Here is a 22,284-nt window from a genome sequence, read left to right as displayed (position 1 = left end):
GCGCAGAAATGAATCACTGATGCTGACGATTTAAATCCATATAAATATTTCAATGCAATCTTTTATAGATTGCTTGTTCATCTCGACACAATTGATCCAACAACAAATCTTTATCAGTTTCCCGATATTTCATGCTCAAGCCCATTGTATAAATTGCTTGTGCTGAATGTCTTCCACGAGCTGCTTTATAAACTGGTATAAAAAATGCTTATATGTTTATGTCAGAGTAGAAGCGTTCAGCATACAGTCACACCAACTGCTATGTGGGTCATTGCTCAGAAATCAGCTCACGCTCTTCATAAGAAAATATCTTTTGGAGAAAGTGCGGCTCTTTTTTGAATGTGACCCCGTCTCTTTCAATTGATTGGATTGGGTCACGGTTTATCCAAAAGATGAGGTTGAAATATGAATAGCGCCAACATGACTCCAATCGCTGAAAATGACTACAGCTTAGAAGAATTACAAAAAGAAGCCCGTATGGGCGCTTTGGGACAAGAAACCTTTGAACGTGAAGTTCGGGTGATTGATTTATCCAACTTTGAACAACGAAAGTACGAGATTGCAGAACAGCTTTGGGCAGCAGCAACGGATATCGGTTTTTTTCAGGTCGCAAATCATGGTATCCCGTTGGAACAGATTCAAACAGCTTTCAAGATGACACAGCAATTTTTTGCTTTGCCCGAACCTGTCAAAGCGCGTTATCCACTGAATCGCAATGCGGGTTGGGAAAGTAAGGCACAAGTTCGTCCTTCGACCAGTACGCCAGATCAAAAAGAATCCTACCAAATCACTCGTCCCCGGATGGAAGGACTTTACCCAAGTGAGCAGGAATTACCGAACTTTAAAAATACCATGCTGGCATTTGAACAAGCATGCTGGCAAGTCGGTATGAAAATACTGTCCTGCTTTGCTTATAAACTGGGTTTTGCCGATAACTTCTTTGCACTGGCACATGATCCTGAGCAGGACAGCTATCAAAGTACCTTAAGAATGCTACATTACTACGCAATTGATCCTGCGCTTAAAGATCAATTGGGACTATGGCGTGCGGGTGCGCATACCGATTTTGATTGTTTAACCCTGCTGTTCCAACGTCAAGGACAAGGTGGTTTGCAAGTCTGTCCTGGCAAGGATATGGAACAACAGCAATGGACCAGCATTGCCCCCCTTGATCAGGTGATTACCTGTAATATTGGCGATATGCTGATGCGTTGGAGTGATGACCAATTACCTTCTAATTTCCACCGCGTCAAAAACCCAGAAGCCAATGAATATCAAGGGCCGCGTTATAGTCTGGCGTTCTTCTGCCAAGCCAATGAAGATGTGATCATTGAAAGCCCACAAAAGAAATATCCTGCAATCACGGCGAAAGAATATTTAAAACAAAGAATTAGTGCGAATTTTAAAGGGAAATATTAATCCTCTATTCTTTGCAGACAGAGATAGATCGTCTCTGTCTGTTCTTTCAGCTTTAGTCTATTTATTTTTATCATCTACGGTGGTGTTTGCGGTCTTTTGTGTGATCTCTTCTGATTTCTTTTCTGGGGTCTTTTTTGAGGGATAATGATTTTTCCCGTACCTAAACTTCGGAAGAAATAATTAAAAAGATAAATAAATAAAAAACCAAAATAAAAAAACGGGAATATAGTAAAGACACTAAACGTACTTTCCCAAAAAAGTACACCAATCCGATAATTATAACCGAACTGGATAAGTGCACCTCTACGACTACCATCCTGAAAGGAGATATTCTCTAAAAGAAAATGACTCATCCCCATGATAAAGCAGAATAAAAATATCCCTGAAACAATTGTTTTTTTAATCAGTGGCTTCTCCAGCCACGGATGTTTCTTCGATGCCTCAAACTCAGCTTGAAAGAATTTACGATAAATTTTTTCCTGAAACGCCTTGTTTACGCCTACTTTCTTAATAAATAACAGGCACATGTAACAACCCAAAACAAAGGCTAAAACAGTACAATAAATACTTGAAAGAATAGTAAAAAATGGCAATCGACCTTTAGTCCCCACCGTAATCAACATCTGCTCTGTGATATAACGATAAACCTCATACTGCCACTGATTGCGTGGATATGCTGGAAATAAAAATAGCGGTAAAACGAATACAATAATCAAAAGGGCAATATGTATTTTGGTCTGTCTTTTTTCTTTAGCTTGTTGTTCAAGCGCCAAACGCCTTTGTTCTAATTTTTCTTGCTTCTTTTGCTTTGTATGCTGTTCAAGCAATTCTCTTGCTACATAGCGTTTTGTTGACATAAAAAATAGAAATAAATATTTAGGTTATATACAAAAAATCTTAATTAAAAAATAAAAAGATTCGAATATTAATATGCTTGAGGATTCTAAATTAAAACGAATCACCTTCCAATATTCTAGAGTCAATATATTTTTCAATATACAGTCAGAGATTGACGATCTCTGACTGAGCTAAAGCTTCAGTGATCCATAAAGGTTGAGATAAATGATGCACATCACAATTACTGCCGCCACCAATTCGATCTACCACTAAAAAATCACTGTTTGCTTCTAAGGTAATTAAAGGATGGTGCCATACCCCTTGATGATAAGTAATCCCCTGTTTTCCATTGCTGATAAAAGCATAAATTAGCTGCTCATCAGGTCGTGTTTGGTCAAATGGCAACGCCACAACAATAATAAACTTCTGTTGTTGCAACGGAATAAAAGACTGTGAACCATGAGGATGCCGTTCCATCATCTCAATCTGAAATGGAATCTGAGTTGCAAATAAATTGTGAAAAATGCTCATCCCAACCGCAACCTGCTCTCCTGAACATTGTGCCAGTGATACTGCGTGATAACGTTCAGTGAGTCCCTGATTAATTGGAATAAAGTCTTTACCATTTTTTTCAATCACATCACCAAAAGGAGCAAAGCTGTCCTGAGTTAAAGGTTGAATCTCAATATTTTTTTCATGCATATATTTATTCTCTGCCATTTCTTATCAGCCTCATTGAATCACAATGAGGCGATTACTCATGAGAAATTACTAACCACTTTTCCCCATAAACGAATCCGGCTAATGCCGCCATCAGGGATCATATTGACGCGGATATAGTTCACTTTTTGATGCTGAATGACTTCTTCTAGATATTCATGAATATTGTCCATCGTTAAAGGTTGCTGTTCCAATAAAAATGGCCAGAACATACTCTGTGGAATCAGTTGTGCATCGGTTGCATCTTCAATATAAGTCGCTTGTATTGAACAAAATGCAGGGAAATTACCTTTAAAATATGCGGTATCAACTTCAATTTTTTCAACTGATCCAGCTTGTCCCAAAGCAATAATGCACCAGTCAAAACCAGGTGCACGACGGCGTTTAGTTTCCCAGCCATCACCCATGTTTAAACCACGATCAGGATTGAGCAAATTATTTGGATGCCCGAAATGTGCATCACTAAAAGCCACAATACGCCCGCCATTTTTTAAACCAATCAGGTCGATCTGCTGGGATGTATCTACATTTTCCACCACCACACGGCCATATACCCTTAAACGAGCAATCCCGCCATCCGGGAAAATATTGATGCGGATATGCGTAATTTTCTGTGCGCTACAATCAAAAAAATGATGCTGGTCTGGGAATAAAACCGAATTTTCTAATAAGGGTATCCATTCGATATTGTCTAATTGATTGTCTGGTGCATAACATCCTTCTACCGAGGCAGAAGCTGGATAATTTCCTGTAAAGAAAGAAGTATCAATATCAAATCCAGATACCAGCCCTGCCACACCTAGACGGACAATACACCAATCATAGCCAGCTTCACGCTTGCGTCGGGTTTCCCATCCGTCCATCCATTTACCATTGTCATCATATTTTCCCTCAACAAATTGAGCTGGCGTGCTTTGCAACATTCTTTCTGCTTGTGCAAAAAACTCATCTGAACAGCTCACAATCGTTGCACCAATTCGGGCATCAGCAAGATTGGTTAACGCTTGAAAATGGCTCGGTAAAGTTACTGTTTTGGCAATATGCACTGTCATCGATTAATCCTGAACATTTCATTTCTATTCTGTTATGCAAAAACCAGTCCAACTGGTCTGACCTGTTATCAAAATATAGCGATTTTTTATCAAGAACAACAACAAAAATAGAAATTTTGTGTAGAATCAAATTGTTCATTTTATAGATAAGGTACGTGGCTTATGAGTCCACAAGCAATGCTCAATGGAAAATCATCTCAGGTGACTGAGCAAGCTGTGGAAGTGATTCATCAACGCATTCAGCAAGGTACTTATCCTGTCGATTCAACACTCCCTTCGCAACGCGATCTTGCCGTCCAGTTAGGCATCAGTCGGGCTTCCTTGCGTGAAGCTTTAACACGTCTTGCTGCCTTGGGATTATTGGAAATCAAGGCTGGCAAAGGCGTTTATGTTATTTCAAAACATAGTCAGGCTGCCGAGCAATGGGAGGGTGAACACCGCGTTTCACTCAAAGATTTCTATCAATTACGCTATGTACTGGAAGGTTTTTGTGCCCTACTGGCTTGTGAATATTTAACTGAAAATGATAAATCGACCTTAGAGCAACACTACCAATCGCTTGCCGCTGCAATCAAACAACAAGACTGGACAACAGCTTCTGAGGCAGATTATGCTTTTCACCAGCACATTATTGAATTGAGCCACAATCAATCTATTATTCAAACACTTAAAATGCATACTGAATGGATTAAAAAGAGTCAGATTCTGCCTTTTGTTCAGCCGAATCTGGCATTTAAAACCATTCAGGAACATGAGCTGATTCTACAAGCCTTGTTTAGACAAGATGCAGAAGCGGCTGAAAAAGCCATGCAAGCGCATATTATTGGTGCGGCACAACGAGCAGGCGTATATTTCTCTCGACATCCCAATTGAATGTCACCAAACCACTCAAATTAATTGCTTAAATCATTACCCTGCACCACTTTGCATCATGTCCCGAACCACATCAATGCAAGCTCAATAATTATGCATTTAAATAAAGCATAACAACTGGTATGACCAGTAAAACCAGTTATTAAAATTGGCACACTTCTCGCTTAGAACTGTTTAGAAACTTTTTAAATATTTAGGATCTGAACAATGAATATTGCAATTGTTGGTGCTGGTATGGGTGGTCTAACTGCGGGTATCGCTTTAAAAAAATTTGGCCATCAAGTTACCATCTATGAACAAGCAGCCGAGATCTTACCTGTAGGTGCAGCGATTTCACTTTGGTCAAATGGCGTGAAGTGTCTTAATTATTTAGGTTTAACCGACCAGATTCAGGCCTTAGGCGGTCAAATGGAATCTTTGGCCTATGTGGATGGTCTCAGTCAGCAAACCATGACGCAATTCAGCTTATCACCTTTATACAAGGAAGTTGGACAACGTGCCTATCCTGTTGCCCGAGCCGATCTACAGCATTTATTAATGCAGCAATTTGGTCTGGAAGATATCAAACTGGGCATGAAAATGACTGCGATTGAAACGCATCAAGATGAGGTGACCATTCATTTTCAGGATGATTCTCAGATTAAAGCTGATTTACTGATTGGTGCAGATGGTACACATTCCCTCACCCGACAATTTGTACTGGGTTATCAAGCCGAACGTCGATATGCAGGTTATGTGAACTGGAACGGATTGGTCGAAATTGATGAAACCATTGCACCTGCCATGCAATGGACAACCTATATTGGTGAAGGTAAACGCGTATCACTGATGCCTGTTGCAGAAAACCGTTTCTATTTCTTTTTTGATGTGCCATTAGATGCAGGGCTAACTAATGACCGTGCCTATTATAAACAAGAGCTAAAGGCCCATTTTAAAGGTTGGTGTGAACCTGTACAAAAACTCATTGACCGTTTAGATGCACATAAAACCAACCGTGTTGAAATCCACGATATTGAACCGTTTATGGACTTCTACAAAGGACGTGTCGTGTTATTAGGCGATGCAGCACATAGCACCACGCCTGATATTGGACAAGGCGGCTGTCAGGCCATGGAAGATGCGATTTATCTTGCTCGTGCCCTGCAAATTAATACCTTTGGTCTGGAAGATGCATTGGCACGTTATCAAAACAAACGTAATGATCGTACTAAGGAAATGGTCTTAAGAGCGCGTAAACGCTGTGATGTCACTCATATGAAAGACCCTCAAGTGACCCAAGAATGGTATCAGTCTCTCTATCAGGAACAAGGTTCACATATTATGCAAGGGATTATAAGCAATATCGTTGGGAACCCCCTGGATTAGATCTTTCCAGTTTTCGCCCCCTATTGAGGGGGCTTTTTTTCAACGGACTTTTAAGACATAAAAAATGCATATCTCGATTGAAATATGCATTGATCGAACAAGTGATTCCTTAGAATTTATAAGTCAATGCAAAACGGTTCTGTAAGAAGTTCTTGTCATAACGTGGAGAGGTCTGGATACCCGCAAAATTACTGACACTGAAACCTTTTAAAGCCCCTGTAAAATTATAAATCCCAAACAGCATATATTCAGATTGGTTTCGGCTGGCAACATGCTCTGCTTCCTTTAAATCCATAAAAGAATAACGCGCTCCAGCAATCACCTGATCAGACACTTTCCCTTCCAAAGACAACATGAAGGCATTACCCGCACCTAAATCCTGAGTACTGGTAAAAAATGGCTGAGCAAAAATTTCACCTGAAGAGGTTTTGGCAGCATACGGCGTTAAAAGTGCGCCATTCAAATACCCCTCCCGATCCGGTTTAATGTAGTTATATGCAACTTTTAAAGTCGCCTTAGATAATAGCTTAACTGCCGCCTGTGCACCAAAAATCTGACTATTTACCTCACCAGCTAAAGCTTTGCCTTGATCTTTACCTGAAATATATTGCAGTGAAAACTCAGGAGCATATTTAATCTTCGGCATTGCCAAATCAGCTTGTGTATAGATCAAACGGGTATAGTCATCATAACTTTGATACCACAACTGCGTTTTTAGACTTTGATCTTCGGCTAAGTTGAACCGCTTCCCGACACCCACTGACCAGACACCATCGGTTTCCAGATTCGAGTTTTGACGAGAGCTTTTTGTGAATTCATCTTCGCCATAACTTTTATATTTATTAACTTTGGTCAGACGCAAGAAATCGTCATTGTTCCCAATCTGGACATCGGCTGCCTGATATAAAAACATCAAAACACGACGGTCTGCATAATCTCCCATAAAGGGTAAATTGAGACGCTGATTACCAATGGTCACTCTGGCTAAATCATTCTTCCAACTTAAATAAGCTTCTGCCAGACCATCTCGATCCTCTTGCAGTTCAGGTACTTCGTCATTTTTATTTTTCTCATCTAATCGGCGTTGTATATCATATCCAACACCTGCCTGTATGCCATAAAAAGGCGCAGTTTCATATTTAATATAGCCGCCGATGACAGCCGTATCCTGATTCAAATTATCCACAAAATAAGCATTATTGAGTGAGTAATAGGCCGATTTCACTGCGCCATGAACACTTCCACAGGCAAATGCCGCAACCAGTCCATCACCCGCCTGACAATCTTGTTGCAGATTCAACAGATGATTTAGACTGGTATCAGCCGCCCATGTCTGCATGGCTGAAGTCATCGCGAGCATGAGCATTGCTGATTTTAATTTAAAATTTCTCATAAAATTCCCCGTAAGATTTCATTTAAAAATCGCTTTAGGTCTTTAAAATCCTGTTTTTGGCTTTTTCAAGACAAAAACTCCCCTAGACCTATTCAGTGTTGAATAAGCAACTTTTAAATTTTTCGAATAAAAAGTGTGGTTAGGTTAAAAAATCAGTCCCAAATTTATCTCGATCAATGCCCTGAATTTAGAGACACCGTGGCGACATCAACAGACTTTTTACTAAATGGTAAGTGGTTAAAAATGATGTTAAGCAAAATGGCGGTGATACAAGCGGAGCTAATGCCTGAATGCAATAAGGTTTTTACCCATGTTGGGAATTGTGCATAGAACTCCTGATTGACAATAGGAATCATGCCAATTGCCAGTGAAGTCGCCACAATAATCAGGTTTTTGTGATCGTTATAATCAACTTTGGCTAAGGTTCGTATACCACTTGCGGCAACTGTACCAAATAACACAATGCCAGCACCGCCCAAAACAGGCATCGGAATCGAAGCAACCAGACGCCCCACGATCGGCAATAATCCCAGAATAATTAAAATGCCACCCGCAGTCGCCACCACAAAACGGCTTTTCACCCCTGTAATCGCAACCAACCCGACATTTTGAGCAAAAGCCGTTTGCATAAATGAACCAAAGATCGGAGAAATTGCACTCGATAACATATCCGCGCGCAAACCATCCCCAATACGTTTCGAATCCACTTTAGTTCCAACAATTTCACCAATCGCGATAATATCGGCCGTGGTTTCCGTCATGATCACCAAGGTCACAATTGTCATGGAAAGAATGGCAGAAAACTCAAATACAGGAGAACCGAAATGGAAAAAGCTAGGAAATGCAAAAATAGAACCTGCAGCAACCTTTGAAAAGTCAGTAAATCCAGCAATATAAGCAAGCACCGTCCCTAGAATAATTGCTGCCAAAATTGCGAGCCGACGTAAAATCTGGCTACGCAACATACTAAAAATAATCACAATCGCCAGCGTCATCACCGCTAAACCAACATTGGCTGGATCACCCCAGTTTTCAGCTTTAGGATTACCGCCCATAATCCAGCGGATCGCAACAGGCATCAGTGAAATACCAATCATGGTAATCACACAACCCGTCACTACAGGTGGAAAGAAGCGAATGATTTTTGCGAAAAATGGCGTCAGCAATAAACCAATTAAAGAGGCGACGATCACAGCACCAAAGGCAGATGCTAATCCTCCCCCCGTACTCACAATAGCCAAAATGGTCGCAACGCCTGCAAAAGAAACACCCTGTACAATCGGTAATTTTGCCCCGAAATGTTTAAAACCTATGGTTTGTATAACCGTCGCCAAACCACCTACAAATAAGGCAGCAGCGACCAGTAATCCAATTTCTGAAGCTTCCAGACCTGCTGCGGCGCCAATAATCAATGGCGGTGCAATGATTCCACCATACATAGTCAACACATGCTGTAAACCATATAAGATGTTTTTATTCATGCCTAAATATTGATGTTCTGCCGAGATAAGTTCATCTCGTTCTGGATGGGTGTTGTCTTGATGCATGGTTAATTCCTCAAATTAAATTCATAAGGTCCACATTGCTTGCGTTGATTTAGCTGCCACGATAAGTTGAATATGAAAAAGGACTGATCAATAGAGGTACGTGATAATGCTGTTGCGTATCCACGACCTTAAAATCGATACAGACACTTGGATAAAAACTGTCTGTGTTCAAAGCCTGAAAATAATCCCCCACTTCAAAAATCAATTGATAATTGGCTTGGATGAATGAGTCGATTTTGAATGCAGGAATACGACCATCTGCATCTGTGAACTGTTCATCCAGCAAAATATATTGATGATTGATTTCCTGACGTAATTTCACCAATACCAGACGAGCTGGCTGACCAAGTGATGCATTTAAAATATGTGTGCTAATACCCGCCATTATTGAATTTCCTGTTTTAAACGAATCAAGGCAATTTCAGCCAATTGTTGTTTTACTTCGGCTTGCTCTTGTTCAACCGTATTGAGTAATCGACGTTGTAGTTCAGACAAGATCTGTTGCCCCGAACGACCCGCAGCGCGAATCAGGAAAATATGTCCAAATTTGTGCTCATAATCTAAATTGCCCTGATATAGCGCGAGTTGTACGACAGCGTCTGTTTCAACTTGGGCTTGTTCACGTTGAGAAAATTGCTGTTCTTTTTCAGACAAAACCGATGCTGCTTTTTTCTCACCAATGCGCGGATGTTGTGCCAAAGCTTCAGCAATATCAGACCATGACCATGTCTGGGCTTGTGCAACAGCAATTTGATAAAGCTGGTCTTTAGACAAATAAGGACGTTGTTGTACCAGTTCAGAACCCCAAGTCGGGATATGTACACACGCTTGTAACACACGCCCTGCTTCCACTGAGTCCAGTTGATTGAATGTTTCTAGCTGCATCGCTGCTCCAATTTAACGCATTGTCTGACTGGTCAGACCAGATGTATTAAATTAAGCAATGACTATGCCAATTATTATGTGTGGAGCTTTGAATAGCATTTATTAAAAATGAGCTGGATATCTAAATAAAAAAACGGCAATCGCTGAGGATTGCCGTTTTATGTTTTTAACGGTAAATAAGGATTTAGTTCAAGCTATACGCAATCACATAATCACCATGATCAGGCGATTGACGCGCACCACCCGCAGTAATCAATACATATTGCTTACCTGATTTCGGTGACACATAACTGATTGGTGTACCTTGGCTGCCCACTGGTAAGCGTGATTTCCAAAGCTCTTTGCCCGAAGATGAATCGAGTGCGCGCAAGTAATAATCTTGAGTTGCAGCAAAGAACACTAAACCACCTTGAGTTGCCATTGGACCACCAATGGTTGGCATACCAATCGGAACAGGCAAGCCCATTTTGATTCCCATTGGGCCTGTATCCTGTACAGTTCCCATTGGCACTTGCCATGCAACCTGACGGGTTTTCATATCCACTGCGGTCATGGTGCCATACGGTGGTTTTTGGCAAGGGATCATCAATTTCGACCAGAAACGATCTTTATTGACTTTGTACGGCGTACCTTTCATTGGTACCGCGCCCATACCTGTATTGACTTTTTCACCGCCATTCGCCTCAACAGCCAAATCTTCAGGTGTTTGTTCAATCAACTGAATCCATAGGCCTAAGCGCATGTCATTGACGAACATATATTGATGGCTTGGATCAAAGGCAATACTGCCCCAGTTCATGCCGCCTAGAGAACCTGGGAAGCTCAATGATTTATCCGTACCCGGTGCAGTAAACAAGCCTTCATAACGCATTGATTTGAAGTTGATACGGCACATCAATTGGTCAAATGGTGTAGTCCCCCACATATCAGACTCAGTTAAGGTCTGGTTACCAATCTGTGGCATTTCTACCGAACGTGGTTGTGTCGGGCTGTATTGTTCTCCCGGAATATCCGCAGGCTTCACGGCTTGCTCAACCACTTTGGTTAATGGCTGTCCTGTTACGCGATCCAATACAAAGAACTGGCCTGATTTGGTACCAATTACCACAGCAGGCTTATTACTACCATCCTTCATTGGGAAATCCACCAAGCTTGGCTGCATTGGCAAATCGAAATCCCATAGGTCATTATGCACCGTTTGATAGACCCACTTTTCCTTACCTGTAGTTGCATCTAAAGCAAGAACGGATGAGTTGTATTTGTGATCCAGTGGTTGACGATTACCGCCCCAGACATCGACAGATGAGCTACCCATTGGCAAGAATACCGTGTTCATCTGCGGATCATAAGACATCGCTGCCCATGAGTTTGCTGAACTACGTTTATAGGTTTCTCCATCCTTCAACACATAGTTTGGATCAGGATTGCGAGGATCAAATGCCCAACGTAATTCACCTGTAATGACATCGTATGCACGAATCACACCACCCGGCATATCGGCAGCAAAGTTATCGGCAATACGGCTACCTACCACAATCACAGTACCAGCAATGGTTGGCGCTGAAGTGACTTCAAAACGTGGTGCTGTGGTTCCCTCACCCAAGCCTTTGAGCAAGTCAACGGTGCCTTCTACACCAAAGTCTTTACAACGTTCGCCCGTATCTGCATTGACTGCGATTAAGCGACCATCCGGTGTATTGGTATAAACACGACGTAGGCATGAGGTATTGTTTGCCACCGCTTTTACAGGTGTCGCTCCCGCTAGAGTCGGCTGAACCAATGCTTGCGTTGAGTCAAAATAAGCAACACCACGGCAACGCTCCCATGCGTCCGATTTGGAATTGACTTCCGCTTTCCAGAGTTGTTTACCTGAATCAGCTTCTAACGCAAAAATGTTGTTATGCGGGGTACACAGGAAAATCTTATTGCCCACTTGTAGCGGCGTCATCTGATCTTCTGCACCATTTCCCGAACCTGTGGTGAAATCACCCGTACGGAAACGCCAGACTTCTTTCAACTGGTGCACATTATCGCGTGTGATCTGATCCAGTGCAGCAAAACGGCTACCCCCTGAATCCTGACCATAATGCGCCCAGTTGGTCTGCTTCATATCCGTTTTTACAGGAATCAGTGGTAATGCCTCACCAGAAGCTGTCACGGTTGGATGTGGCTGGAACATCTGATAAAGGCCAATGACCATGCCAATAACCGTCAATATTCCGAGACCATAAGCAGGTAAATCTGCACTTGGTTGAAATTGATAACGACGAATGGCAGGTAAAGTAAACATCAGGGCCGCAAATAAGCCTGCGGGAAACATCAGTCGAGAAAATAAAGGCCAGAACTCCAAGCCAGCATCAAACAACGACCAGACTATTGTTCCCGCAAATACCAATGTAAATAACCAGACACCTAGCGCTTTTTTCTTAAAAATAAAAAGTGCCGCAATCAGCGTTAATACACCTGAAATCACGAAATACCATGATCCGCCTAAGGTCACCAGCTTTACGCCACCGACTGTAAAGAACAGCCCTGTCAGCAATAAAACCAGACCTAAAATAAAACACCATATTTTCAATATGGTATGCGAGCTTGAAGATTCAGACATCTGTCATACTCCTGTATTAGAAATTCACACGCATGCTCAAACCTGCAACCCATGCATCATCAACTTCTTTAACACCAGCAGGTTGATGAATATATTGCAGGTTCGGTCTTAACATGACCGCAGGTGACCACTGATAGGTGTAATTCAGCTCAACATTGAGCTCATCACGCTGAACGGGTACATAATCTGCAGCAAGCGCATCGTATTGGTCATAACCACGACTCTGGTTAATTTCAATCTGACGATCTTTATAACGATCATTTACGAGGTAATTGGCAATACCAAAACCAATTGAATCATTTGGACGACCATCAAAAGGCCCTTTGTACCAAAGTGCCAGTTGCTGGGTACTGTTGACTGCTGTTGTGGCTTTATCATTCACCACGGCATTGAAACTGACGTACAAACCACGTTTTGGATCGTCGCCTTTTTGGCTGAGTTGTTGTTGTGCATTGAGCCAGAAACTATGTTTACCATCATGTACCTTGCCCACGGTCGCAATATCATTTGCTTCAGCAGTTGAATAGAGTGCCCCGACTTTATATTCACCAGACAAGCCATTAAAGACAGCAAGTTTTGGTCGCCATGCCAGCTCTACAGGAATGGTCGCCCCTTTGACGTGGTCCATATCCAAATTAAAACCATCACTATTCCCATCAGTTTTAACATTGTCTGGATTGACCTCATAGACACCTACGCCCAGTGTCCATTCAGGTGCGAATTGATATTTAACATTGGCGCCCCATAATCCAACAGGTAAGTTGTACCAGATTGAACCAATCGACTTTCCAAGCTGACCACCACACAGTAACAGGTTCTGAAATTCGCATTGCGAGCCATTAAAATCTTCTGACATACCCATACGGCCAATCTTGAACTGCACCGTATTATCAACAAAGCCCTTTTTCACCCATGCCTGACTCAAACGCCAGATTTTGCCGCGACCGTAGATTTCCTGTGAATTGCCTAGCGCACTAGAACGAGGATCTTTAATCCGATCCAGCGTTAGCGCATTACCATCACGTTTGGTGATTAAAAGACTGGCACTAGTATTTTTCCAGCCTGCAATTTTCTCTAAATCAAAATTGGCGCCTAAAGACAATTGCGCTGCATTTTTAAAAGTATTGTTATCGTCATAACCACCATCCAGATTAGTGGCACTTTGACTCATGATCGAGGCCGTAAATTTATAGCCTTCTTTTTCCAGTTGCTGACGCTGGCCATCCCAGTCACCCAGTAGCCATTGGCGATCCTGTGACCACGGCTGATCTGCAAAACTAGCTTGAGCAGCACATACCGCAACTGCCAGACAGCTCATTTTGAGTAATAATGCATTCGATTTCATATTCAGCCTCCTTGCCGTTTATTTCAGTTTCACAGCTGAACTGAGTTCAGATGTCGCACCTACACGGTCAGTGATATTTGCTGTCACTGAAGCAACTTGCGCTGTTGGTTTCCAAGTCAGCGTTGCAGTTCCTTGTGCATTGGTTGCAGCAACCGCTGAACCTAAATAAAACTCTGCTTCATTTGAATTTGCCGATGAGTTTCCAAAAAACTCGACCTGATAACGCTGATTCGGCTGCCCTTTTACTTCGACTGCAATTTGTCCTTGAGACAAGGTTAATTTTGGTGCCTGAATATTCTGGTTCGGTTGCGCATTACAGCCTTGCTCATTGGCCTGTTTACAGGTCTTCTGCAAGTTAGCAGGATCAATCTTGACGCCATGACCGCGAGAACCCACATAATGCGCATGTTCCAGTCCAGGAACATTAAAAACAATCGCGCCTACACGTTGATTCGGTACGCAGCTTCCGCCTGCTTCACAACGTTTAATCTCTTTAGCATTATTCCAGATTTGGTTTTTAGTCAATGTAATATGTGCATCCGCGTCTTTCTCGGAACGAATCGCGATGCCGACCCGATTGCCATGTACTTTATTACTATCAAAGATATTGCCATCACCGGTCAGGTTAAAGCCGTTGGAGTTATTGGTTAGCTCGTTATAAGCAATATAGTTACGCTTGCCCCAGTTGATCTGTAAGCCATCTGAGTAATTTTCAAATTTATTGCCGATCACCGCATTGTCATTGCCCCACAGGATCTCGATGCCCTGTGAAGGTTCAGGATTTGCTGCTGTTGAAATAAAATGGTTGTTTGCCACAAGATTAAAGGCAGCGCCACGAGTTAACTCAAGACCATCACCATTGTCCTGAAAATAGTTATTCAGCACTTTGTTGTTATTGGTTGTGGTCGCTGTTGGATTACCTTTGCCATCATCACCCGTCAGCATCACACCTGCGCCGCCGTAGTTATGCATGATACGGTTATTTTGAATCAGGTTATTACTAGCACGGTTCATCAGAATACCGATACAGAAATGGCGGATTTCCAGCCCTTGAATAGTCACACCATTGATATCGCGCAATACAATGCCTGGTAAAGTCGTGGTACGGACATTGGTCCCGAACTGCCCTTCAACTGCACCAGGACAGGCTTCAACACCAGTTCCTTTAATATAATTCGATCCATCGACTGCAATAAACTCACCTGTTTTTGCCCATTGCGTCCCAATGATTTTTACAGGCGCTTTGATCTCAGGTAATGGACTGTTGACCTTAATGGCATAAGGCGCTTTGCCTACTGCCTGAATCAGAATCTCGCTGGCTTCAGTCGGCTTGCTATTGGCTTGTTCAATTGCCCAACGCAAAGAACCTTTATCTTTATCATCTTGATAACGATCAACAACATAAGTTTCTGCTGCTGCCATTCCCGAAACCGCCATCGCCACAGCTAAAGTGCTTAAACGTAAGTAAATTGCTTTCATGTCTAAAAATCCTTTTTAAATTATTGTGTAGGTTGAACTGTTTTTAAAAACTGTTTCAGTTGCGTGACGTCGATCTGACCCGGCGCCGAAGCTTCACCAATCATGCCAAAACTGAAGCTGCCGCCCATATTGGCCGTCGCAATGCGGGAAATCGTTCCAAGCTTACCCATCGACATGGTAAGTAATGGCTTTTTAGATTGCTGACTGACTTTCAATGTCGCATTCATGAGGGTAAACACGTCCTGTTTGCTTTGTGGCATGACTGCAATTTTAAGAATATCTGCCCCTAACTCATCTTGCTTAAGCAAGCGTTTAATGATTTCAGCCTCAGCGGGTGTTTTTTGGAAATCATGATTTGACATCACAATCAGCACTTTTTTCGCATGTGCTAATTTGACCGTATTCTTCACAATTTGCTGATCGCGGAACATTTCCACATCCAGCATATCCATAAATGGTTGCTGTAAATAAGCCTGATAGGTCTTGCCATAATCTGCATCACTAATGGTTAGTTGCCCGCCTTCATTATGAGTACGAATGGTAGCAATCATCGGCTTAGTACCGAGAATCTGTTTTAATTCATGCCCCAAGGCAATCACTTGCTTGCTATCACTGGCAAAACTCAGTAAATCAATCCGAAACTCGGCGAGATCCGCATCAGCATTGGCAGCAATCACTTTTGCCTGTGCAATCGCCTGCTCTTTGGTTTTGGCCGTAATTGGTACAATAGTTTTCACAGGCAGTTTTGCCAGTTCAGATAATTCAACCTGTTTGTGCAGATTGTCCTGTGCTTGTACGCTTTGAACCATCAATAGAGGGCTAACAAGCAGCATCAATGTTGCCAGTGTTTTCATTTTCATCTGTATCGTCCTTAATAATAGATTTGCTCATTCAGCGGGGTCTTAGCGAATTTTGATTAAATGATAGGATAAGCTTTCGGCTGGACTTACTTTGGTTCCGCCCTGAGAAGCGCTTGAAGCTTCGTAAGGGCAAAAGCATTGTCATCCGTAAGGTTCACTTCCGATACCACATTCGTAGCATAGCTACTCGTTTTACGCTCAGATTGCAGATGACATTCCCGAGTAGCTAATTTCTACATATGTTTCTTTAATATATTTAAATATCAAAGAATACGGTTTCATCATCACCTTGAATACGAATATCAAAGCGATAAACCACTTCACCATCCACTTCGCTGCGTTTGGCGATTAAAGTCTGACGACGTACTGCCCATTCAATACTGTTTAGCACTGGATCATTGGCATTGGCATCCACTTCATCTTCAAAATAAACACGAGTGTGTAAGCCGATATTGATGCCGCGCGCAAACACTGCCACAGCAATATGCGGCGCCTGAATTGAACCTTTACGTCCAGCAACAGCGCCCGGTTTTACCGTATTAAAGCTCCAGAAACCTGTTTCAAAATTGGCACCTGTACGGCCCCATCCAAGAAAATGTGGATCGGCAGTTTTACCTTGAGTATCCGCCTGACTTGGATAAACACCATTTGCATCCGCCTGCCAGATTTCCAGTAATACATCTCTTAATGGCAAACCAAGACCATCAAATACCTGACCTTCGAGACGAATACGTTGTCCTTGAGTTTGCTCGTTGACTAACTGGTTATCAAAGTTATGCTCAAATACTTCAATATTGGCTTGTTGCGGTAATAAACCGATATGAACATAAGGACCACCTGTTTGTGATGGGGTTTCCTTTAATTCCTGAAAATTCCATGCATTCATCGTATGTCTCCCTTAGGTCAAATCATTTTCAAAATAAGTCGCACGACGACCACGAAGATGAATATCAAAGCGGTAACAACGACTATCTGCTTCGATAAAGTTGTTTTTATCTTCCAGTGCGATCAAGGCACGACGCTGATCTTCCGACGGAATAGTTTTCAAAATCGGGCAAGTATCAATCAAGGTATCGCCTTCAAAATAGAACTGCGAAATCAGACGCTGTGCCCAACCATCTGCAAGTAGGGAGAAATGAATATGCGCTGGACGCCATTCATTAATACGGTTACGCCACGGATATGGACCCGGTTTGATGGTACGGAAAATATAAAAGCCATTTTCATCGGTTAAAGTACGACCACAGCCACCAAAGTTAGGATCCATCGCACCAATGAATTTGTCATTCGGATGACGATAACGACCAGATGCATTAGCTTGCCATACTTCAAGCAAGGCATTTTTTACAGGGCGGCCAAACTGATCACGTACATAACCATGCACAATGATACGTTCACCAACAGGTAGACCTTCTTTGGCATAGTTCAAGATCAGATCATTATCTTTAGGGCCAAAGATATTCGGTGAAAAATGCGGTGAAGTGACTTCAGTCAACGTCTCATTAATAGAAATCAATGCATTCTTTGGCGAGCGTAATACACTGGTCTTATAGCCGGGTGTATATGCTGGCGGATGATCATCAGTATTACGTTGTGGGTATGCACCTAATGTATGCTTTAACATGCCTGTCTCCTTAATCCTGTGGTTGTGCCGCAACGGGTTGCACGTCGATGCCAAGTTCTTTAAAGACCTCTTCTGCCATATGCATCGCCGCATTTGCTGCTGGTAAACCTGCATATAAAGAACTATGTAAAATCAGTTCTTTCAGTTCATCCTTAGTGACACCGTTGTTGAAGCAGGCACGTAAATGCATTCTGAGTTCGTCTTCACGGCCCAATGCCAATAAGATGGCAATCGTGACCAGACTACGGGTATGACGTGGTAAGCCTTCACGCGACCACACTTCACCCCATGCAAAACGACTAATAAAATTCTGGAAATCCTGATTGAAATCATTAAGGTTCGCTAAAGAGCGGCCGACATGTTTTTCACCCAGTACTTCGGTACGGACTTTCAGTCCTTGCTGATAACGCTGTTCATCATTCATGAACGTTGCTCCTCATCTTGAAAATATGAGCCTTAGGTTGCATCGGTATGAGCAACAAGAGATTTAACAAAAATTGCGATGGCTGCTGCCGTAGCAGGAATCATCAACAAGCTGAGAATGGCGGTAAATGACCAGTCATTACCCAATAGCACTGCGCCAATCCATGCACCAAATACGGCACCGAAACGGCCAATACCTGTCATCCATGCCACACCTGTTGCACGACATTGCGTTGGATAGAAACGAGCACTTAATGCTGGCATTGAAGATTGCGCTCCGTTAATCGCAACGCCTGCACATAGCACAAGGATTGCCAATAAAGTTGGATTGCTGAGACTTTGCCCAACTGCAATTGCAAACAGACCAGCGAGAAAATAAAAACCTGAAATAATACGGTTTGGATTGAAACGATCCATTGCCCAGCCAATGAATAAGGCACTGAGTACCCCACCAAACTGGAACAAGCCACCGATGAACGCCGCGCGTTCCATGGTTGCGCCAGTCTCACGCATCAAGGTTGGTAACCAGCTGGTGAGCAGGTAAACCACCACTAAACCCATGAAATAAGTGGTCCACAATAAAACCGTACCTTTGGCATATTGTTTAGAGAACAGCATGCCAAACACATTTTTCTTTTCTGCCACAGCAGATTTTTCTTCCGGGATATGGAAGCTCTCAGCAGCCTGTGCTTTTTCAGGCGAAATATGGGTTAAGATGGTGCGAATTTTTGCTGAATCTCGACCTTTGACAATCAGAAAACGATAAGACTCAGGCAAAAACAAAATCACCAGAACCATTAAAATCAAAGGCGTCCAGCCACCCAATAAAAATAAGCTGTGCCATCCAAATGCTGGAATTAACCAGCTACTGATAAAACCACCTGTCGCCATACCGAGGTTATAACCACAGAACATACAGGTCACCATCAATGAACGTACCCGTGTCGGGCAATATTCAGAGAATAAGGTCGCTGCATTCGGCATCGCCGCACCAAGACCGATCCCCGTTAAAAAACGTAATACGACCAATTGATTCAAGTTGTCAGCATAAGCAGATGCCAAGGTAAAACCACCAAAAATCAACATTGCAACGGTTAAAACAATCTTGCGCCCGAAACGGTCAGCTGTTGGACCTGAAACCAGCGCACCAATGATCATGCCACCCAATGCCGCACTCATTACTGGCCCAAGCTGGGAACGGTCAATGCCCCAGTCCTGAGTCAATGCAGGTGCAATAAATCCCATTGCAGCGGTATCAATACCGTCAACAAATACAATGAGAAAACAAACAATTGCGATCATCCACTGATATTTACTAATTGGCGCATTATCAATTAATGCTTGTGCATCTACGCTATTTTTCGATGCAGCAAATTCCTGTGCCATAACTGCCTCCTTGTAGGCGAATTCCTTTCTAACCCTTGCGGTTATATGTTTTGAATAAACTTGGACAATGCCTGTTTGAACACTTGTGGCTGTTCAATATTGGACAAATGAGAAGCTGCCAAGATTTCAAGCTGACTGTTTGCAATGTGTTGATGCATAAACTCTGCATCCTGCACCGTTGTAATCGGGTCGTATTGCCCTGCGATAATTAAAGTGGGAAGCTGAATCTGACAGAGTTGCTCCCGAACATCAGCATCGGCTAAGGCACGGCATGCATTGGCATAACCTTGTGCAGGTGTCACAGCCAGACTCTGAATAGTTTTTTGTGCCAGCACATCGTGCGCATAATCAAAATGTTCGCTAAACCAACGGGTATGCGTGGTTTTCACAAGTTCAGCCAAACCGTTTTGCTCTACGCTATCCGCACGGGTATTCCATGCCTCAGCGTTACCAATTTTTGCTGCCGAGTTTGCAACAGTAATGCTGTGAAAACGTTCAGCGTGATCAATTGCCAAAGCCAAAGCAGTGATTCCGCCCATCGAAATGCCACAAAAATGTACTTTTTCAACGGCTAAAGCATCAAGAATATCCACGACATCTTCAGCCAGATTTTGCAAGGTCGTATCAGCAATCACAGTGCTTGTACCATGTCCACGTGTGTCATAGGTAATGACCTGATAGTGCTCAGCCAAAGCTGTCACTTGCGCCTGCCACATACCATGATCGGTTCCCAAAGAGTTAGAGAACATGATCACAGGTGCATCTTTGCGCCCTTGAACCTGAACAGCCAGCGGATGTCCCTGACGATTATTGATATGAGTGACCATGTGCTTACTCTCCTTGTGCTGCATGTAGTACTGCATCGATTTGTGCCTGAATATTGCCTAGGTAAGATGCAGGATTGAACAGATCATCTAATGCCTGATCATTGAAATGGACATTCACTTGCTCCATGTTGGATAACACGGTTTTTAAATGCTGATGCTGGGCAACAGCTTGCTGGCAAGCCTGCTCAACCAGATGGTGTGCATTCAACCGTCCAAGTTTTGGTGCAAGCGCCATCATCACAGCCTCCGCCATGATGAGGCCATGTGTACATTCAAGATTACGTTGCATCGCGTCTGCGTTGACCTGCATGTGCTCAAGCACTTCACTGCTTCGTTCTAAAGCACCTGCACATAGCTGGAAAATTTCTGGAATCGCAAGCCATTCCGCATGCCATGCACCTAAAGCACGTTCATGCTCTTGCACCATGCTTTGATAAACACTTGCCATTAAGGCTGGCACACGATTGGCTGCAGCAAGGATTGAAGCCGCCGCCACAGGATTACGTTTATGTGGCATGGTCGATGATCCACCACGCCCTTTTGCTGCTGGTTCAAAAACTTCTGCGATTTCGGTTTGCATCAGCAATGACCAGTCTTTCGCGATCTTGCCAACATTCCCAACAATCAAAGCAAGCGTACTGGCAATCTCAACCATACGGTCGCGCTCACCATGCCATGTGCATGCTGGAACTGTTAAATTGAGTTGCGCGGCAAAAGCCTGAACCACAGCCGAACCTTGGTCTTGTAAAGATGCCAATGAGCCTGCTGCGCCACCGAGCTGTGCAGTCAATACGCGTTCTTTCATTGCATGCAGACGATCAAGATCACGCTTAAAAGCACCTGCCCAACGAGCAAATTTATGACCTAAAGTAATCGGTAAAGCTTGCTGTAGCCAAGTACGCCCAATCATGACCTGATCACGATATTGTTGTGCTTGCTTTAAGCTCACCTGATATGCCTGTTGCACTTGCTGTTCGATTAACGCCAATGCATCACGACACTGCAAAATCGTTGCTGTATCAATAATATCCTGACTAGTCGCACCCCAATGCACATAGCGAGATGCATCTTCATTCTGCTGTTTCACCAAAGCGGTCAGTTGCTTTACAAATGGAATTGCAATATTGCCAGCCAAGCCTGTTGCTGTAGCCAAAGCATCCATATCGATTTGCGCTACAGCATTTTGACCAACCTGCTCAATGATCATTGCCGCTGAAGCAGGAATGACGTTGACCTGTGCCTGAGCTTTAGCTAAAGCAACTTCGGCCTGCACCATATATCCTAATAAAGCATGATCACTAAAAATTGCAGTGACATCAGGCTGATAAAATAAGCTGGCGTATAACTGGCTCATAACAGACCTCACTCAACACGTTGAATAATCAATGCTATGCCTTGACCGACACCGATACACATCGAACATAAGGCATATTGTCCCTTGATCTGTTCAAGCTGGTTTAAAGCTGTGGTCACCAGACGCGCACCTGAAGCACCCAATGGATGACCTAGGGCAATTGCACCACCATTTGGATTGATGCGTGCATCATCATCTGCCAAACCTAAATCACGGGTGACTGCCAAAGCTTGTGCAGCAAAGGCTTCGTTTAACTCAATCACATCCATCTGATCTAAGGAGAGATT

The 22,284-nt window shown here is 43.0% G+C and carries 20 protein-coding genes and 1 pseudogene; 3 read left to right on the top strand and 18 right to left on the bottom strand.

Annotation, left to right across the window (positions count from 1 at the left end; translation table 11 throughout):
- Positions 1-405: 405 nt before the first annotated feature.
- Complete coding sequence (locus tag IEV36_RS16495) at positions 406-1,419, top strand: isopenicillin N synthase family dioxygenase (protein ID WP_005258187.1); 1,014 nt, start codon at positions 406-408, stop codon at positions 1,417-1,419.
- Between the two features lie 74 nt (positions 1,420-1,493).
- Here the strand turns inward: IEV36_RS16495 and IEV36_RS16490 are convergent, their stop codons facing one another.
- The 3 genes from IEV36_RS16490 to alc form a co-directional block, all read right to left on the bottom strand.
- Complete coding sequence (locus IEV36_RS16490; protein ID WP_005258189.1) at positions 1,494-2,276, bottom strand: hypothetical protein; 783 nt, start codon at positions 2,274-2,276, stop codon at positions 1,494-1,496.
- Positions 2,277-2,421: 145 nt separating this feature from the next.
- On the bottom strand, positions 2,422-2,958 hold the full coding sequence (locus IEV36_RS16485; protein ID WP_032864061.1) for an ureidoglycolate lyase: 537 nt from the start codon (positions 2,956-2,958) through the stop codon (positions 2,422-2,424).
- A gap of 56 nt (positions 2,959-3,014) precedes the next feature.
- Positions 3,015-4,028 carry an allantoicase gene (gene alc / locus IEV36_RS16480; RefSeq protein ID WP_005258191.1) on the bottom strand — a complete coding sequence of 338 codons (1,014 nt, stop codon included), beginning with the start codon at positions 4,026-4,028 and terminating at the stop codon, positions 3,015-3,017.
- 162 nt (positions 4,029-4,190) lie between these two features.
- Between alc and IEV36_RS16475 the strand changes: the two genes are divergently transcribed.
- Together IEV36_RS16475 and hpxO are read left to right on the top strand one after the other, a co-directional pair.
- The gene (locus IEV36_RS16475) at positions 4,191-4,901 is read left to right on the top strand and encodes a FadR/GntR family transcriptional regulator (protein ID WP_005258192.1); all 711 of its coding nucleotides are present in this window, start codon (positions 4,191-4,193) and stop codon (positions 4,899-4,901) included.
- 207 nt (positions 4,902-5,108) lie between these two features.
- Positions 5,109-6,266 carry an FAD-dependent urate hydroxylase HpxO gene (gene hpxO, locus IEV36_RS16470; RefSeq protein ID WP_005258193.1) on the top strand — a complete coding sequence of 386 codons (1,158 nt, stop codon included), beginning with the start codon at positions 5,109-5,111 and terminating at the stop codon, positions 6,264-6,266.
- A gap of 109 nt (positions 6,267-6,375) precedes the next feature.
- Here the strand turns inward: hpxO and IEV36_RS16465 are convergent, their stop codons facing one another.
- The 15 genes and pseudogenes from IEV36_RS16465 to IEV36_RS16395 all read right to left on the bottom strand — a co-directional run.
- The gene (locus tag IEV36_RS16465) at positions 6,376-7,659 is read right to left on the bottom strand and encodes an OprD family outer membrane porin (RefSeq protein ID WP_005258194.1); all 1,284 of its coding nucleotides are present in this window, start codon (positions 7,657-7,659) and stop codon (positions 6,376-6,378) included.
- Between the two features lie 173 nt (positions 7,660-7,832).
- Complete coding sequence (locus IEV36_RS16460) at positions 7,833-9,206, bottom strand: nucleobase:cation symporter-2 family protein (protein WP_005258195.1); 1,374 nt, start codon at positions 9,204-9,206, stop codon at positions 7,833-7,835.
- 49 nt (positions 9,207-9,255) lie between these two features.
- Positions 9,256-9,591, bottom strand: a complete 336-nt coding sequence (gene uraH, locus IEV36_RS16455; protein WP_005258196.1) for a hydroxyisourate hydrolase — start codon at positions 9,589-9,591, stop codon at positions 9,256-9,258.
- Entirely contained in the window at positions 9,591-10,091 is a 501-nt protein-coding gene (gene uraD, locus IEV36_RS16450; protein WP_005258197.1) for a 2-oxo-4-hydroxy-4-carboxy-5-ureidoimidazoline decarboxylase, read from the bottom strand. The genes uraH and uraD overlap by 1 nt, the downstream gene beginning before the upstream one ends.
- A gap of 184 nt (positions 10,092-10,275) precedes the next feature.
- Complete coding sequence (locus IEV36_RS16445; protein ID WP_005258198.1) at positions 10,276-12,699, bottom strand: glucose/quinate/shikimate family membrane-bound PQQ-dependent dehydrogenase; 2,424 nt, start codon at positions 12,697-12,699, stop codon at positions 10,276-10,278.
- 16 nt (positions 12,700-12,715) lie between these two features.
- Positions 12,716-14,044: a carbohydrate porin gene (locus tag IEV36_RS16440; RefSeq protein ID WP_005258199.1), complete on the bottom strand. Its 1,329-nt coding sequence runs from the start codon at positions 14,042-14,044 to the stop codon at positions 12,716-12,718.
- An 18-nt stretch (positions 14,045-14,062) separates the two neighbouring features.
- Complete coding sequence (locus IEV36_RS16435; RefSeq protein ID WP_005258200.1) at positions 14,063-15,523, bottom strand: NosD domain-containing protein; 1,461 nt, start codon at positions 15,521-15,523, stop codon at positions 14,063-14,065.
- A 20-nt stretch (positions 15,524-15,543) separates the two neighbouring features.
- The gene (aroD, locus tag IEV36_RS16430) at positions 15,544-16,383 is read right to left on the bottom strand and encodes a type I 3-dehydroquinate dehydratase (RefSeq protein WP_005258201.1); all 840 of its coding nucleotides are present in this window, start codon (positions 16,381-16,383) and stop codon (positions 15,544-15,546) included.
- Between the two features lie 256 nt (positions 16,384-16,639).
- A complete protein-coding gene (pcaG, locus tag IEV36_RS16425) occupies positions 16,640-17,269 on the bottom strand; it encodes a protocatechuate 3,4-dioxygenase subunit alpha (protein ID WP_005258202.1) in 630 nt (209 codons plus the stop codon).
- A 12-nt stretch (positions 17,270-17,281) separates the two neighbouring features.
- Positions 17,282-18,007: a protocatechuate 3,4-dioxygenase subunit beta gene (gene pcaH / locus IEV36_RS16420; RefSeq protein WP_004772812.1), complete on the bottom strand. Its 726-nt coding sequence runs from the start codon at positions 18,005-18,007 to the stop codon at positions 17,282-17,284.
- 10 nt (positions 18,008-18,017) lie between these two features.
- Positions 18,018-18,431 (bottom strand): 4-carboxymuconolactone decarboxylase, encoded by a 414-nt coding sequence (gene pcaC / locus IEV36_RS16415; protein ID WP_004772813.1) that lies wholly within the window; start codon positions 18,429-18,431, stop codon positions 18,018-18,020.
- A gap of 32 nt (positions 18,432-18,463) precedes the next feature.
- The gene (gene pcaK / locus IEV36_RS16410) at positions 18,464-19,816 is read right to left on the bottom strand and encodes a 4-hydroxybenzoate transporter PcaK (protein ID WP_004772814.1); all 1,353 of its coding nucleotides are present in this window, start codon (positions 19,814-19,816) and stop codon (positions 18,464-18,466) included.
- Positions 19,817-19,857: 41 nt separating this feature from the next.
- Positions 19,858-20,643, bottom strand: coding sequence for a 3-oxoadipate enol-lactonase (gene pcaD / locus IEV36_RS16405; RefSeq protein ID WP_005258205.1), 786 nt, complete (start codon positions 20,641-20,643; stop codon positions 19,858-19,860).
- 4 nt (positions 20,644-20,647) lie between these two features.
- Positions 20,648-21,997, bottom strand: coding sequence for a 3-carboxy-cis,cis-muconate cycloisomerase (locus IEV36_RS16400; RefSeq protein ID WP_005258211.1), 1,350 nt, complete (start codon positions 21,995-21,997; stop codon positions 20,648-20,650).
- An 8-nt stretch (positions 21,998-22,005) separates the two neighbouring features.
- Positions 22,006-22,284 (bottom strand): annotated as a pseudogene (locus IEV36_RS16395) (acetyl-CoA C-acyltransferase); the annotation flags it as partial.

It is taken from the genome of Acinetobacter vivianii (assembly GCF_014635885.1).
GTDB lineage: Bacteria > Pseudomonadota > Gammaproteobacteria > Pseudomonadales > Moraxellaceae > Acinetobacter > Acinetobacter vivianii.
Note: the sequence above shows the minus strand (reverse complement) of the source record. Positions and strands in the feature narration are given on the sequence as shown.

What these genes read in the sequence shown, in the direction of transcription:
- IEV36_RS16400 (WP_005258211.1), bottom strand. Translation starts at nt 21,997, where the DNA reads ATGAGCCAGTTATACGCCAGCTTATTTTATCAGCCTGATGTCACTGCA.
- IEV36_RS16475 (WP_005258192.1), top strand. Translation starts at nt 4,191, where the DNA reads ATGAGTCCACAAGCAATGCTCAATGGAAAATCATCTCAGGTGACTGAG.
- IEV36_RS16440 (WP_005258199.1), bottom strand. Translation starts at nt 14,044, where the DNA reads ATGAAATCGAATGCATTATTACTCAAAATGAGCTGTCTGGCAGTTGCG.
- alc (WP_005258191.1), bottom strand. Translation starts at nt 4,028, where the DNA reads ATGACAGTGCATATTGCCAAAACAGTAACTTTACCGAGCCATTTTCAA.
- IEV36_RS16490 (WP_005258189.1), bottom strand. Translation starts at nt 2,276, where the DNA reads ATGTCAACAAAACGCTATGTAGCAAGAGAATTGCTTGAACAGCATACA.
- uraD (WP_005258197.1), bottom strand. Translation starts at nt 10,091, where the DNA reads ATGCAGCTAGAAACATTCAATCAACTGGACTCAGTGGAAGCAGGGCGT.
- pcaH (WP_004772812.1), bottom strand. Translation starts at nt 18,007, where the DNA reads ATGTTAAAGCATACATTAGGTGCATACCCACAACGTAATACTGATGAT.
- IEV36_RS16465 (WP_005258194.1), bottom strand. Translation starts at nt 7,659, where the DNA reads ATGAGAAATTTTAAATTAAAATCAGCAATGCTCATGCTCGCGATGACT.
- IEV36_RS16460 (WP_005258195.1), bottom strand. Translation starts at nt 9,206, where the DNA reads ATGCATCAAGACAACACCCATCCAGAACGAGATGAACTTATCTCGGCA.
- IEV36_RS16495 (WP_005258187.1), top strand. Translation starts at nt 406, where the DNA reads ATGAATAGCGCCAACATGACTCCAATCGCTGAAAATGACTACAGCTTA.
- pcaG (WP_005258202.1), bottom strand. Translation starts at nt 17,269, where the DNA reads ATGAATGCATGGAATTTTCAGGAATTAAAGGAAACCCCATCACAAACA.
- uraH (WP_005258196.1), bottom strand. Translation starts at nt 9,591, where the DNA reads ATGGCGGGTATTAGCACACATATTTTAAATGCATCACTTGGTCAGCCA.
- IEV36_RS16435 (WP_005258200.1), bottom strand. Translation starts at nt 15,523, where the DNA reads ATGAAAGCAATTTACTTACGTTTAAGCACTTTAGCTGTGGCGATGGCG.
- pcaK (WP_004772814.1), bottom strand. Translation starts at nt 19,816, where the DNA reads ATGGCACAGGAATTTGCTGCATCGAAAAATAGCGTAGATGCACAAGCA.
- IEV36_RS16445 (WP_005258198.1), bottom strand. Translation starts at nt 12,699, where the DNA reads ATGTCTGAATCTTCAAGCTCGCATACCATATTGAAAATATGGTGTTTT.
- pcaD (WP_005258205.1), bottom strand. Translation starts at nt 20,643, where the DNA reads ATGGTCACTCATATCAATAATCGTCAGGGACATCCGCTGGCTGTTCAG.
- aroD (WP_005258201.1), bottom strand. Translation starts at nt 16,383, where the DNA reads ATGAAAATGAAAACACTGGCAACATTGATGCTGCTTGTTAGCCCTCTA.
- IEV36_RS16485 (WP_032864061.1), bottom strand. Translation starts at nt 2,958, where the DNA reads ATGCATGAAAAAAATATTGAGATTCAACCTTTAACTCAGGACAGCTTT.
- pcaC (WP_004772813.1), bottom strand. Translation starts at nt 18,431, where the DNA reads ATGAATGATGAACAGCGTTATCAGCAAGGACTGAAAGTCCGTACCGAA.
- hpxO (WP_005258193.1), top strand. Translation starts at nt 5,109, where the DNA reads ATGAATATTGCAATTGTTGGTGCTGGTATGGGTGGTCTAACTGCGGGT.